The organism is Iamia sp. SCSIO 61187 (genome assembly GCF_019443745.1).
Lineage (GTDB): Bacteria > Actinomycetota > Acidimicrobiia > Acidimicrobiales > Iamiaceae > Iamia.
Window position 1 is genome coordinate 1672296 of the sequence record NZ_CP050948.1, and the last position, 13212, is coordinate 1685507.

The 13212-nt window shown below is 72.8% G+C and carries 14 protein-coding genes and 1 pseudogene; 10 read left to right on the forward strand and 5 right to left on the reverse strand.

Going from position 1 to position 13212, the window contains the following annotated elements; translation table 11 throughout:
• Positions 1-3: 3 nt before the first annotated feature.
• On the reverse strand, positions 4-765 hold the full coding sequence (locus tag HC251_RS08080) for an enoyl-CoA hydratase-related protein (RefSeq protein WP_219944791.1): 762 nt from the start codon (positions 763-765) through the stop codon (positions 4-6).
• A gap of 53 nt (positions 766-818) precedes the next feature.
• On the opposite strand from HC251_RS08080, the pseudogene HC251_RS08085 reads away from it, so the two are divergent.
• The 7 genes and pseudogenes from HC251_RS08085 to HC251_RS08115 form a co-directional block, all read left to right on the forward strand.
• A pseudogene (locus tag HC251_RS08085) lies at positions 819-2186 on the forward strand (NAD(P)/FAD-dependent oxidoreductase); the annotation flags it as partial.
• Positions 2187-2194: 8 nt separating this feature from the next.
• The gene (locus tag HC251_RS08090; RefSeq protein ID WP_219944793.1) at positions 2195-2734 is read left to right on the forward strand and encodes an RDD family protein; all 540 of its coding nucleotides are present in this window, start codon (positions 2195-2197) and stop codon (positions 2732-2734) included.
• A 39-nt stretch (positions 2735-2773) separates the two neighbouring features.
• The gene (prfB, locus tag HC251_RS08095) at positions 2774-3886 is read left to right on the forward strand and encodes a peptide chain release factor 2 (protein WP_219944794.1); all 1113 of its coding nucleotides are present in this window, start codon (positions 2774-2776) and stop codon (positions 3884-3886) included.
• A 120-nt stretch (positions 3887-4006) separates the two neighbouring features.
• Entirely contained in the window at positions 4007-4684 is a 678-nt protein-coding gene (ftsE, locus tag HC251_RS08100) for a cell division ATP-binding protein FtsE (RefSeq protein WP_219944795.1), read from the forward strand.
• A 6-nt stretch (positions 4685-4690) separates the two neighbouring features.
• Positions 4691-5587 carry an ABC transporter permease gene (locus tag HC251_RS08105; protein WP_219944796.1) on the forward strand — a complete coding sequence of 299 codons (897 nt, stop codon included), beginning with the start codon at positions 4691-4693 and terminating at the stop codon, positions 5585-5587.
• Positions 5588-5695: 108 nt separating this feature from the next.
• On the forward strand, positions 5696-6247 hold the full coding sequence (locus HC251_RS08110; protein ID WP_219944797.1) for a DinB family protein: 552 nt from the start codon (positions 5696-5698) through the stop codon (positions 6245-6247).
• Between the two features lie 10 nt (positions 6248-6257).
• Positions 6258-6698, forward strand: coding sequence for a nuclear transport factor 2 family protein (locus HC251_RS08115; protein ID WP_219944798.1), 441 nt, complete (start codon positions 6258-6260; stop codon positions 6696-6698).
• A 31-nt stretch (positions 6699-6729) separates the two neighbouring features.
• On the opposite strand, the gene HC251_RS08120 is transcribed toward HC251_RS08115, so the two are convergent.
• Entirely contained in the window at positions 6730-8025 is a 1296-nt protein-coding gene (locus HC251_RS08120) for a cytochrome P450 (RefSeq protein WP_219944799.1), read from the reverse strand.
• 84 nt (positions 8026-8109) lie between these two features.
• Between HC251_RS08120 and HC251_RS08125 the strand changes: the two genes are divergently transcribed.
• From HC251_RS08125 to HC251_RS08135, 3 genes are all read left to right on the forward strand, one after another.
• Entirely contained in the window at positions 8110-9297 is a 1188-nt protein-coding gene (locus tag HC251_RS08125) for an acetyl-CoA acetyltransferase (RefSeq protein ID WP_219944800.1), read from the forward strand.
• Complete coding sequence (locus tag HC251_RS08130) at positions 9297-9725, forward strand: Zn-ribbon domain-containing OB-fold protein (protein ID WP_219944801.1); 429 nt, start codon at positions 9297-9299, stop codon at positions 9723-9725. Before HC251_RS08125 ends, HC251_RS08130 begins: the two co-directional genes overlap by 1 nt.
• A 172-nt stretch (positions 9726-9897) precedes the next feature.
• Positions 9898-10377: a CarD family transcriptional regulator gene (locus HC251_RS08135; RefSeq protein ID WP_219944802.1), complete on the forward strand. Its 480-nt coding sequence runs from the start codon at positions 9898-9900 to the stop codon at positions 10375-10377.
• A 36-nt stretch (positions 10378-10413) separates the two neighbouring features.
• On the opposite strand, the gene HC251_RS08140 is transcribed toward HC251_RS08135, so the two are convergent.
• The 3 genes from HC251_RS08140 to mnhG all read right to left on the reverse strand — a co-directional run bounded on the left by HC251_RS08140 (position 10414) and on the right by mnhG (position 13197).
• Positions 10414-11532: an acyl-CoA desaturase gene (locus tag HC251_RS08140; RefSeq protein WP_255566636.1), complete on the reverse strand. Its 1119-nt coding sequence runs from the start codon at positions 11530-11532 to the stop codon at positions 10414-10416.
• A gap of 86 nt (positions 11533-11618) precedes the next feature.
• Positions 11619-12443: a hypothetical protein gene (locus HC251_RS08145; RefSeq protein WP_219944803.1), complete on the reverse strand. Its 825-nt coding sequence runs from the start codon at positions 12441-12443 to the stop codon at positions 11619-11621.
• A gap of 379 nt (positions 12444-12822) precedes the next feature.
• Entirely contained in the window at positions 12823-13197 is a 375-nt protein-coding gene (gene mnhG, locus HC251_RS08150) for a monovalent cation/H(+) antiporter subunit G (protein WP_219944804.1), read from the reverse strand.
• Between the last annotated feature and the right edge of the window lie 15 nt (positions 13198-13212).

The following is a 13212-nucleotide window of genomic DNA, read 5'->3' on the forward strand; positions in this document are numbered from 1 at the left end:
CGGTCAGGAGAACGAGGGCGGGCGCTTGTCGAGGAAGGCGGAGATGCCCTCGCGGGCGTCGTCGGTCTGGGTGGCGGCCGCCATGACCTCGATGGCGAGGGTGTAGGCGTCGGCCTGGGGCCGGCCGACCTGGGCGTAGAACGCCTGCTTGCCCAGGCCCTTCGCCTCCCGCCCGCCCCGGGTCGCCCGGGCCAGGAGGTCGGCGACGGCGGCGTCGAGCTCGTCGTCGGGCACGCACCGGTTGACCAGCCCCCACTCGGCCGCGGTGGCGGCGGTGATCACGTCGCCGGTGAGGGCCATCTCGAGGGCCCGCTTCGGGCCCACGGCCCGGGCCACCGCCACCGCCGGGGTGTGGCAGAAGAGCCCGCCCCGCCCGCCGGGCAGGGCGAAGCCGGCCGACTCGGCCGCCACCGCCAGGTCGCACGTGGCCACCAGCTGGCAGCCGGCCGCGGTGGCCAGGGCGTGGACCCGGGCCACGACCGGCTGGGGGATGCCCTGCACCGTCTCCATCAGGTCGGTGCAGGTGCGGAACAGGTGGCGGGCGGTGGCCAGGTCGGCCCCCGCCATGTCGGCGAAGTCGTGGCCGGCCGAGAACACCGGGCCGTCGGCAGCCAGCACCACGCCCCGGGCGTCGGAGCGCCCGATGGCGGCGAAGGCCTCGGTCAGGGCCTCCAGCACCGCGAGGGCCAGGACGTTGCGGCGCTCGGGGCGGGCGAGGGTCACCGTCACCACGTCGCCGTCCCGGTGCTGGGTGAGGGCGTCCACGGTCCCACCGTCGCAGCGGGGATGCACCTGGTCAAGGTGCCCCTAAGGTCAGGGGCATGGCCCACCGCTTCGTCGTCATCGGGGGAGGACCGGCCGGCAACCAGGCCGCCACCGTCGCCGCCCGCCTCGGGGCCGAGGTCACGATGATCGAGCGCGACGTCATCGGCGGGGCCGCCCACCTCCGCGACTGCATCCCGTCCAAGGCGATGATCGCCACCGGCGGGACCATGGACGACCTCCGCCGGTCCGCCGGCATGGGCCTGGCCCCGGTCGAGCCCACCCTCAACCTGGACGCCCTGCGGAACCGGATCGCCGCCATCGAGGACCGCCTCGAGGGGTCGGTCTCCGGGCTGCTCAAGGACCAGGGCGTGCGCACCATCGCCGGCACCGGCCGCCTCGTCGGCTCGCACCAGGTCGAGGTCACCCCCAACGACGGCGGTGCCACCGAGGTGCTGGAGGCCGACACGATCGTCCTCTCCACCGGCAGCCGGCCCCGGATCCCGGCCTTCGCCCCCATCGAGTCCGACCGGGTGCTCACGACCCGTGAGGCGTACCCGCCGCCGGTCCTGCCGGACCACCTGGTCGTCATCGGCTCCGGCGTCACCGGCGTCGAGTTCGTCCACATGTTCTCGGCCTTCGGCTGCGGCGTCACCCTGATCGTGAGCCGCCAGCAGGTCCTGCCCCAGAAGGACCCCGAGGTCGCCGCCGTGCTCGAGGAGGACTTCCTCCGGCGCGGCGTCAAGCTGTTCAAGGGCGCCCGGGCCGAGGCGATCGACGTCAGCGACGACGGGGTCGCGGTGCGCTGCGACGACGGCCGGGTCGCCACCGGCAGCCACGCCCTGCTCTGCATCGGGTCGATCCCCAACTCCGAGGAGCTGGGTCTCGACGCCGTCGGCGTCGAGACCGACGGCGGCTACGTCGTCGTCGACCACAACTGCAAGTCCTCGGTGCCGCACATCTACGCCGCCGGCGACCTGTCCGGGAAGCTGCCGCTGTCGTCGGTGGCGAGCATGCAGGGCCGCAAGATCGCCGAGCACGCCCTGGGCCTCCACCGGGGCCCCCACCGCCACCTCGACTACGAGAAGGCGGCCTCGGCCATCTTCACCGACCCGGAGATCGCCGACGTGGGCCTGGCCGAGGCCGACGCGTTCGCCAGCGGCCGCAAGGTCCGGGTGACCAAGGTGCCGTTCTCGGCGTCGGCCAAGGCCCTGATCAACGACGACGCCCGCGGCTTCGTGAAGATCGTCTCCGACCCCGCCACCGGCGTGGTCCTCGGCGGCTCGATCGTCGGCCAGCACGCGGCCGAGCTGATCTCGGTGCTCGCCCTGGCGGTCACCGCCGGGCTGCGGGTGACCGACATCGTCGAGAGCCTGCTCGTCCACCCCGCCCTCTCCGAGTCGCTCGCCGACGCCGCGGACTGAGGGGCGTCGTGGAGATCGAGGAGTGGCACCCGCCCAGCCACCAGCAGATGCCCGAGGGGCCGCAGTCGTTCCCCCGCACCGGCGTCAACTCCCTGGCCACGCTGGGGGCCCGGGGCCTGGCCCGCACCATCGACACCCTGGTGATCGGCATCCCCTACTTCGGCATCGTGTTCCTGGTGATGCTGATCGCCAACGGCGGCGACTCGAGCGAGGCCGAGGCGGTCGAGGTCTCGACCCGGGGCTGGGTGGCCGTGTGGGGCCCGCTCGCCCTGACCCTCCTCGTCTACGAGACGGTGACGGTGGCGCTGTGGGGCCAGACCCTCGGCAAGCTGATCGTGGGCATCCGCGTCGCCCGCCAGGCCAACGGGCGCTGCCCCCTCTGGTGGGAGGCCGCCCTGCGCATCGGCCTGGTCGCCGTGATCCTCGTCATCCCCCACCAGCTGGCCCTGGCGGTGGCCATGGGCCTGTTCACCACGGCCGGCTTCGACCCCATGCGCCGCAACCTCACCGACCGGGCCGCCGGCACCGTCGTGGTCCGCGCCCGGTAGGTCCGGGTCGGCCGGACCAGGGGTAGTTTCGGAGGCGCCATGCGCGACTTCTCCGACGACCTCTCCCGCCTCCGCACGTCGCTCGCCGAGGCGCGCCAGTACCTGCGCATCGACGACCTGCGGGACCAGCGCCCCGAGCTGGAGACCGAGGCCACCCGCCCCGACCTGTGGGACGACCCCGACCGGGCCCGGGCCGTCACCGGCGAGCTGGCCGCCCTGGTCGACGACGTCGACGCCTACGAGGGCCTCGAGGCCGACGTCGAGGACGCCGAGACCCTGGCCGAGATGGCCCGCGAGGAGGGCGACGAGAGCCTCGAGCCCGAGATCGAGGCAGCCATCGCCGAGCTGCGCGAGCGGTTCTCCCGCCTCGAGCTGCGCAGCCTGTTCACCGGCGAGCACGACGAGGCCGACGCCATCATCGAGGTCCAGTCGGGCGAGGGCGGCGCCGACGCCCAGGACTGGGCCAACATGCTGCTGCGCATGTACCTGCGGTGGGCCGAGCGCGGGGGCTTCGCCACCGAGATCGAGGAGGTCTCCGAGGGCTCCGAGGCCGGCATCTCCTCGGCCACGGTGATGATCAAGGGCCGGCACGCCTACGGCCTGCTCCGCTCCGAGCACGGCGTCCACCGGCTGGTGCGGATGAGCCCGTTCAACGCCCAGGGCAAGCGCCAGACCGCCTTCGCCGCCCTGAAGGTCACCCCGTTCCTCGAGGACGTGCCCGACGTGGTCATCGACGACAAGGAGCTGCGGATCGACGTGTACCGCTCGTCGGGGGCCGGCGGCCAGCACGTCAACGTCACCGACTCGGCCGTGCGGATCACCCACCTGCCGACCGGCATCGTCGTGTCCTGCCAGAACGAGCGCAGCCAGCACCAGAACAAGGACCGGGCCATGCAGATCCTCAAGGCCAAGCTGGCCGAGGTGGCCCGCCTCGAGCGGGAGGCCGAGCTGGACGAGATCCGGGGCGAGCAGCACTCGGTGGGCTTCGGCAGCCAGATCCGCTCCTACGTGCTCCAGCCGTACCAGATGGTCAAGGACCTGCGGACCGACCACGAGACCGGGGTCGTCGACGCCGTGCTCGACGGCGACGTCGACCCGTTCATGGAGGCCTACCTCCGCTGGCGGCGGGCCGAGGATCTGGCCACGACCTGATCCGTCTGCCCGGCGTCGCCGGCGTGCGGCGCGAGCGGCGCAGAGGGCGTGTGACTCCTCTCACCTCGCCCCGCCGGTGCCGCGGTCGGGGAGTCACACCCCTGTAACGTCGCTCACCGGATGATCAAGCTCGAGAACGTCACCAAGGTCTACAAGGGCGATGTCGTCGCCTTGAAGGACGGATCCTTCGAGATCGGCAAGGGCGAGTTCGTGTTCCTGGTGGGCCCCTCGGGCTCGGGCAAGTCGACCCTGCTCCGCCTGCTCAACCGGGAGGAGAAGCCGCAGGCCGGCCACATCTTCGTCGCCGGCAAGGACATCGGCGACCTCAGCTCCTGGAAGATCCCCTACCTGCGGCGCAACATCGGGAGCGTCTACCAGGACTACAAGCTGCTGCAGAACAAGAACGTCTACGAGAACGTGGCCTTCGCCCTCGAGGTCATCGGGCGCCCCCGCCACGTCATCAAGACCCAGGTCCCGGCCATCCTCGAGCTCGTCGGCCTGGCCAAGAAGCAGAAGAACTACCCCGACGAGCTCTCCGGCGGCGAGCAGCAGCGCGTCTCCATCGCCCGGGCGTTCGTCAACCGGCCCCTGATCCTCCTGGCCGACGAGCCCACCGGCAACCTCGACCCGGCCACCTCGGTCGGCATCATGCGGCTCCTCGACAGGATCAACCGCACCGGCACCACGGTGGTCATGGCCACCCACGACCGCAGCATCGTCGACACCATGCGACGCCGGGTGATCGAGCTCGACCGGGGCACGATCATCCGCGACCAGGCGCGCGGCGTCTACGAGTAGGACGGCATGGCGCTCAACGTCGGATACGTCAGTCGGGAGACCGCCCAGAACCTCGGGCGCAACCCCACCCTCACCATCGCGTCGGTCGTCACGGTGGCCATCGCCCTCACCCTGGCCGGGGTCTCGCTCCTCGTCCGCCAGGGCGTCGACGACCTCTCGGGCCGCTTCCGGGGTGACGTCCAGATCGTCGTCTTCGTCGAGGCCGACGCCACCCAGGAGCAGATCGACAGCCTGCGGCGGACCCTCGAGGAGAACCCCGAGGTCGCCGACGCCACCTACGTCGACCGCGAGGCGTCCTTCGAGGAGGCCCAGGAGCTGTTCGCCGACTCGGAGGTGATGAGCGACCTGCTCCGCCCCGAGGACATCCCCACCTCGTTCCGGGTGACGCCCCGCAACCCGGACATCGAGGCGGTGGTGGCGCTGCGGTCGGTGCTCGACGCCGAGCAGGGCGTGCTCGAGGTGGTCAGCGCCGACGAGGCCATCCAGGCCATCCAGCAGCTCTCCAGCCGGCTCCGCTTCGGCGTGCTGTTCGCCGCCGCCATCAGCGCCGGCATCGCCGTGCTGCTGATCTACAACACGATCCGCACGGCCATGTTCGCCCGCCGCCGCGAGATCGAGGTCATGAAGCTGGTGGGCGCGACCAACTGGTTCATCCGCGTCCCGTTCATCCTCGAGGGCATGGTCCAGGCCCTGCTCGGCGGGTTCCTCTCGGTCGCCATGCTCCTGGGGGTGAACTCGGTCCTGTTCCAGTCGCTCTCCAAGGAGGAGAACCTGGAGATCTTCCAGGACTTCGACTTCACCGTCAGCACCGTGATCGGCCAGTCGGTGTGGCTCGTGCTCGCCGGCGCCCTCCTCGGCGCCGTCGGCTCCGGCTTCGCCGTGGGCCGCTTCCTCGACGTGTAGGTCGACCGACGGGGCGTGCCCGGCACGTACCGTCGGCTGGCGCCTTGTGGGCGGGGGCTGGCGGTTTCCGTCTCGTCCGGGGGCGGGGCCCGTCGTAGGTTGCCGGCGATGAGCGATGCGATCGTGCCGGACACCAAGGACTGGACGTGGGTGCTGGGGCGCGCCTGCCCCGAGTGCGGCCTCGACGCCTCGACGGTCGCCGTCGCCGACGTCGCCGGCATCGTCCGGGCCAACGCCGCCCGCTGGGTCGAGGTGCTGGCCCGGCCCGACGTGGCCACCCGACCGGCGCCCGCGGTGTGGTCGCCGCTCGAGTACGCCTGCCACGTCCGGGACGTGTTCACCCTCTTCGACGAGCGCCTGCACCTGATGCTCGACGAGGACGACGCCCGGTTCGCCAACTGGGACCAGGACGTCACCGCCGTCGAGGAGCGCTACGGCGAGCAGGACCCGGCCGCCGTCGCCGACGCGCTGGTCGCGGCGGGGGAGAGGCTGGCGACCTCGTTCGCCGCCGTCACCCCCGACCAGCACGCCCGGACCGGCCTGCGCAGCGACGGCTCGCAGTTCACCGTCACCACCTTCGCCCAGTACCTGGTGCACGACCCGGTCCACCACGTCTGGGACGTCACCGGCGAGACGGCGCCGGCCCAGCTCTCGTCGTAGGGTCCGGTCCATGTCCGACGGCCCCATCCACGACCTCATCGAACGCTGGCACGCCCACGTGCGGGGCCAGCTCCCCGGCGGGCTCGACGAGCTCCTGCACGACGACGTCGTCTTCTACTCGCCGATCGTCTTCACGCCCCAGGAGGGCAAGGCGATCACCACCATGTACCTCCAGGCCGCGGGCCAGACCCTGCCCGGCGACCGCCCCGAGGGGGCGCCGGCGACGGACGGCAGCGGCGGGTTCCGCTACACCAAGGAGGTCCTCGCCGGCGACACCGCCGTGCTCGAGTTCGAGACCACCGTCGAGGGCAAGTACGTCAACGGCGTCGACATCATCCGCTGCGACGACGACGGCAAGATCGTCGAGTTCCGCGTGATGATCCGCCCCCTCCAGGCCGTCAACCTCGTCCACGCCCAGATGAAGGCGGCCCTGGAGCAGATGCAGCGCTGACGCAGATCGCCGCGGGGCGATCCGTGCGCGGTCAGGCGGGGGCGCCGAGGGTGACGGGCAGGGCGGCCACGCCGCGGAGGACGATGCGGCCGTTCCACTCGACGGTGTCGGTGGCCAGCTCGGCGGCGGGGAACCGGCGCAGGACCCGGGGGACGGTGGTGCGGCCCTCGAGCCGGGCCAGCGCCGCGCCCAGGCAGTGGTGGACGCCGCTGCCGAAGCTGATGTGGTGGTGGGCGTCGGCCCGGGTGACGTCGAGCTCCTCGGCGGTGGGCCCGAACTTGGCCGGGTCCCGGTTGGCCGCCCCCAGCCCGGTCATGACGATCTCGCCCACCTCGACCCGCTGACCGTCGACCTCGAAGGGCTCGAGGGCGATCCGCCGGGAGAACTGGACCGGGCTGTCGTAGCGGAGGAGCTCCTCGATGGCACCCTGGTCGAGCCCCGGGTCGTCGCGGAGGACCCGGGACTGGTCCGGGTGCCGCAGCAGGGCGAGCAGGCCGTTGCCGATGAGGTTGACCGTCGTCTCGTGGCCGGCCAGGTAGAGCAGCGTCACGTTGTCCCGCAGCTCGGCGTCGCTGAGGGTGCTGCCCTCCTCCTCGGCCAGCACGAGGGCGCTGAGGAGGTCGTCGGCCAGGTGGTCGCGCTTCCACCGGATGGCCTCGGCGACGAGGCCGAAGAGCTCCTCGCCGGCCTCGGCGATCTCCTCGGCGCGGGTCACGGCCAGGACGGGGTCGAGGGACTGGGTGACGGTCTGGGAGAGCCCCCGCAGCACGTCGGCCTCGACCGAGTCGGGCATGCCGAGCATCTCGTGGATGACCTGGAACGGGAGCGGGAAGGCGAGCGTCTCGATCAGGTCGACCGAGCCGGCGTCGGCCGAGATCGCCGCCGCCGCGGCGAGGCGCTCGTCGGCCACCTCGGCCACCCGGGCCTCGAGCCGGGCGATGGTGCGGGGCGTGAACGCCTTCGACACCAGCTTGCGGATGCGGGTGTGGTCCGGCGGGTCGGTGCTCAGGATTGAGGTGCTGCGGCGGGCCCCCCGCGCCTCGAACGCGGCCTCCAGCTCCTGGCGGCGGGCCATGGTCGAGTTGCGCTCGTCGACCGACGTGCCCGGCAGGCGGAGGACCTTGTGGCAGTCCTCCCAGCGGGACAGGAACCACAGGCCCAGGGGGGAGTGGTGGACCGGGTCGGTCTCCCGCAGCTCCCGGTACTGGGCGTAGGGGTCGTCGAAGAACCCGGGCACGAACGGGTTGAGCCCCGTCGCCATGGGCTCGCCCTCCGCGAACGGCTCCCGGGGGCCGGGCGGGACGACGCGGTCGGCGGTGCTCTCCATGCCTCGACAGTACGCCCGCGGCCAAGAACTTGCACGCGCTCTGCAAACTGGAACCCGTCGCACCCCAGGCGCTAGCCATGGGCCGTGCCCGACCACCCCCTCCGCGGCGCCGCCGCCATCGTCGGCGTCGCCGACCAGGCCGACGCCAGCGGCCAGATCCCGGGCACCGTCCCGCAGATCGAGGCCCGCATGATCCGCGAGGCGCTGGCCGACGCCGGCCTCACCCTGGCCGACGTCGACGGCGTCGCCATCAACAACCCCGTCGGGTGGGCGGCCAGCCTCGAGCTGGCCGAGCGCCTCGGCATCACCCCCCGGTGGACCGACACGACCCAGACCGGCGGGTCCAGCTTCGAGATCCACGTCCAGCACGCGGCGGCGGCCATCGCCCTGGGCCTGGCGGAGGTGGTGGTCGTCGTCTACGCCGCCACCCCCCGCTCGGACTTCAAGCGGGGCACCGGGGGCTGGGGCAGCCGGGCCAACACCGCCGGCGTCACGCCCAACATGGAGTGGGAGTTCCCCCACGGCCTGCGCCTCCCCATGGGCGCCTACGCCCTCGCCGCCAGCCGCCACATGCACGAGTTCGGCACCACGTCGGAGCAGCTGGCCGAGATCGCCGTACAGACCCGGGAGTGGGCGACGATGAACCCCCGGGCCCGGCTCCAGGACCCCATCACCGTCGACGACGTCCTCGCCTCGCCGATGGAGGCCTCGCCGCTGCACAAGCTCGACTGCTGCCTCGTCACCGACGGCGCCGGCGCCGTGGTGCTGACCTCGATGGAGCGAGCCCGCGACCTGGCCAGGCCCCCGGTCGCCGTGCTCGGGGCGGGCGTGGGCCACACCCACTCGATGATCAGCCAGATGCCCGACCTGACCACGACCGGCGGGGCGATCTCCGGGCGCGACGCCTTCGCCATCGCCGGGCTGGGCCCGACCGACGTCGACGTCGTCGAGCTCTACGACAGCTTCACCATCACCGTCCTGCTGGCCCTCGAGGACCTCGGGTTCTGCCCCAAGGGCGAGGGCGGGCCCTTCGTGGCCGACGGGCCCCTGCGACCGGGTGGCGCCCTGCCGGCCAACACCAACGGCGGCGGGCTGGCGTACACCCACCCCGGCCAGTACGGGATGTTCCTGCTGGTCGAGGCGGTCCGCCAGCTGCGGGGCGAGGGTGGGCCGCGCCAGGTCCCCGGCGCCGAGGTCGCCGTCGCCCACGGCAGCGGCGGTGTGCTGTCCGCCATGGCCACCGTGGTCCTGGGCACGGAGGCGACGCTCTGATGGCCGCCGAGCGCCCCCGCCCCGAGCGGTTCAGCCCGCCGCAGTCCGACGCCGGCGCCCCGTTCTGGGAGGCCAGCCGGGACCGGCGCCTCACCCTCCCGTGGTGCACCGACTGCGACGCCCCCCACTGGTACCCCCGGGGCTTCTGCCCCACCTGCCTGTCCGACGCCATCGAGTGGCGCGACGCGGAGCCCGAGGGCACCGTCCACGCCGTGTCGGTGCAGCCCAAGCCCAACCACCCGGGCCTGGCCGACCGGGCGCCCTACGCCGTGGTCCTCGTCGACCTCGTCGACGGCGTCCGCATGATGCTCCAGTGCTCGAGCGCCGGCGACCCCGGCGCCATCGCCGTGGGCGACGCCGTCCGCGTCGGCTGGGAGGCGCTCCCGGACGGGCGCCACCTCCCCACCGCCGAGGTCACCGGCCGGTAGGCGCCTGCCCCCGGCGTCGCCGTCTTCGGCGCCCGTCGGCGCGCTCCGGCGGCCGAGCCGGGCACGGACTGAGGATCGGAGGCGTCCAGGTGGCACACTGGTGCGCTGCGTCGCGGGCCTCCAGCCGCTCCGACGCGCCGCTCTCCCTCCGCTCGACCCCAGGAGCCCGTACGTGACCTTCAAGGTCGGTGACCGCGTCGTCTACCCGCACCACGGTGCGGCGGTGATCAAGAAGAAGGAGAAGATCGAGGCCTTCGGCGAGAAGCGGGAGTACCTCGTCCTCCACATGGTCCACGGCGAGCTGACCCTGCGGGTCCCGGTCGACAAGGCCGAGGAGGTGGGCATGCGCCCGCCCATCAGCAAGTCCGACGTCGAGGACCTGTTCCGCCTCATCGGCAAGCGCGACGTGCGGGAGCCGGCCAACTGGAGCCGGCGGTTCAAGAACCACCAGGAGAAGATGAAGTCCGGCGACGTCTACCAGGTCGCCGAGGTGGTCCGGAACCTGGCCCTGCGCGAGGCCGGCAAGGGCCTCTCGACGGCCGAGAAGTCGATGCTCGAGCGGGCCCGGGGCATCCTCGTGTCCGAGCTCAGCTTCGCCCTCGACGTCACCGAGGAGCAGGCCCTCGACAAGCTCAACGAGGGTCTCCAGTAGGTCGCAGGCACTCGTTCGGCTACGCCGGGCCGGGGGTCACTCGGCGCGGGTGAGGGAGCGCTGGCGGCGGCTGAGCTGGGCCAGCTCCTCGGCCGAGCGCATGGCGGTCCGCACGCTCTCCTCGAGGGCCTCGCGGCTGGCGTGCATCTGCTCGGCGATGGCCTCCCGCCGGGTCGCGGCCTCGAGCTCGTCGCCGTCGCTGTCGGCGTCGCCGTCGGCCCGTTCGGCACCGACGGCCGAGCGGGTGTGGGACGACAGGGCGGCGGTGGCCTTGCCCCAGTGGGCCTTGAACATGCCCACGTCGAAGGTGCCCTCGCGGACCCGGGCCTGGTCGAGCACGCGGGCGGGTGGCACCTTCAGGTCACGGACGATGCGGAACCAGGAGAGGAACTTCAGCAGGTAGTAGGTGGGGTCGTACTCCCACCAGAAGAAGCCGTTGCGGGCCGAGGCTTGGTAGTAGTGGTGGTTGTTGTGCCAGCCCTCGCCGCCGGTCCAGGCGGCGATGAGGGCCGAGTTCCGGCTGGTGTCGGTGGTGGCGTAGCGGCGGCGGCCCATGACGTGGGCCAGCGAGTTCACCGTGAAGGTGCCGTGCCACAGCAGGACGGTCGACCAGAAGAAGCCGACGACCACGCCGGGCCAGCCGGCGATGAAGTACGAGGCCACACCGAGGGTCCACGGCGGGATCCAGTCGTGCTTGGTGAGGAAGCGGAGCTCGGGGTACTTGTTGAAGTCCTTGATCGAGTCCGGGTCCCAGCCCTTGTGCTTGTCGCACAGGATCCAGCCCATGTGGCTCCACCAGAACCCCTTGAGCGGGGAGTGCACGTCGCGCTCGGTGTCGCTGAACCGGTGGTGGTCGCGGTGGTGGCTGGCCCACCACAGGGCGCCCTTCTGGGCGGCGGTGCCACCCCCGAAGGCGAGGATGAACTGGAAGGCCCGGCTCGTCTTGTAGGACCGGTGCGAGAAGTAGCGGTGGTAGCCGGCGGTGATGAACCACATGCGCCCGAAGTAGAGGACGGCGCAGAGGGCCAGCGCCTTCCACGTCACGCCGGTCACGATGGCCAGCAGGCACAGGCCGTGGATCATGAACATCGGGATCGAGGCGGGCCAGTTGACCCGCTCGTCGGGCTCGCGCTCCAAGGCGTGGGCGGTGCTCACGTCGGTGTCCTCACGGGGGGCTTCGGGTCGGCGGCGTTCGCTGACGGCCCCCGGGACTGACCGGTTCCCCGGGACCGCAAACCAGCCTACCGACCGGTAGGTAGTCCATCCAGCGGGAGCGTCGTGCCGTGGGGCACACGGATCTCGGGGGCGGCGGATCGGGATTCTCCCGGGCCTGGTCCGGGTCGTGGGGTGTCGGGTCGGGGTGGGGGGTCGGTGAGGGGGTCGACGATGGTGGTGGGGTCGCCGTCGGGGGTGGGGTCGCCGTCGGGGGTGGGGTCGAGGGGTCCGTGGTCGGGCCGGGGGTGGGTGCGGTCGAGGGCGTAGGTGCCGCGGGCGATGCGGGAGACCCGGTGGTGGTCGTGCTCGTGGCCGAGGGCGTCGGCGAGGGCCTTGACGGGGTGGGGGTGGGCGATGACGTAGCCGTAGCGGTGGAGCCAGGCGTGGATCTCGGGGAGGCGGAGGGGGCCGTGGCGGGCGAGGATCTGGAGGCAGGCCTGGCGCAGGATCGCCCCGGCGATGGGCTCGGCCCGTTCGGCGGCCGGGGGGATGAGGGGGTGGCGGTGGTCGGGTGGGCGGCGGCCCCGGGGCCAGGGGGTGCGGGGGTAGAGGGTGTCGCGGAGCAGGGCGAGCTGGCCGAGGAGGTCGAGGCGGCGTTCGGCCGTGGCGCGCATGGTCTCGTCGAGGTCGTGGAGCTCGTGGAGCATCTGCTCGCGCTCGACGTGGCGGGCGAGGCGGTCGGCCGGGGTGAGGCCGGCGATCTGGCGGAGCCAGAACGTGGCCGAGCTGCCCAGGGTCGGAGGGCGGCCCCGGACCAGGGTCGGTGTCCACGACGGCCACGCCGGCGCCGGGTCCGCCCCCGGCGCCGCCGGCGTGCTGGTGGTGGTGGCGGTGGTGGTGGTGGTGGGCATGGGGACCCCCGGGTGGTGTCGACGGGTGTCGTCGGCTGCTCGCCGCCATCCGCCCCGGGGGTCACAGGTGGGCGTCGGGGACGATCATCGCAGGGGGGTACGACACCGAGACGACCGTCCACGCAGTGCGACCGCCGTGTCGGACGTCGAATCGCCAGCGAATCGCCCTCCGACGGACCGACCTCACCCGATGGCGATGGGCGGGGCCGGGCGGCCGACCGTCCGCGGAGGCAACGGGGAGCCGTCGCCACCGACGCCGGCAGGACGCCCCGAGCGGCGGCGCGGGTCCGACGTCGAATCGCCAGCGAATCGCCCTCCGACGGACCGGCCTCACCCGATGGCGGTCCCGAGCCTCGACGCCGGCCGAGGTGGGCGTGCCTCAACCGTCGTGGTCACCCTCGCCCTCGGCCCGGCCCGCCTCGGCCCGGCCCGCCTCGGCCCGGCGGGCATCGGCCAGCTCGTCGACGGCGTCGACCCGGTGGGGGATGCCGGCGGCCAGGTAGGTCGAGCGGGCGATGAGGTTGGCCGCGACCGGCAGGGTGAGGATCTGGATGGCCGCGGCGAGCAGGGCGGAGGTGATGTCGTTCGCCGTCCTCAGCTCGGCGGCCGCCCCCGTCGCCAGGAGCACGAACCCGAGCGTCGAGGCCTTGGTCAGGGCGTGCATGCGCGAGAGCACGTCCCGGAACCGCAGGACCCCGATCGCCGCCAGCAGCGTGAGCACGGCACCGACGAGGGCGAGGGTCTGACCGATCATCGGTGCTCCGCCCGG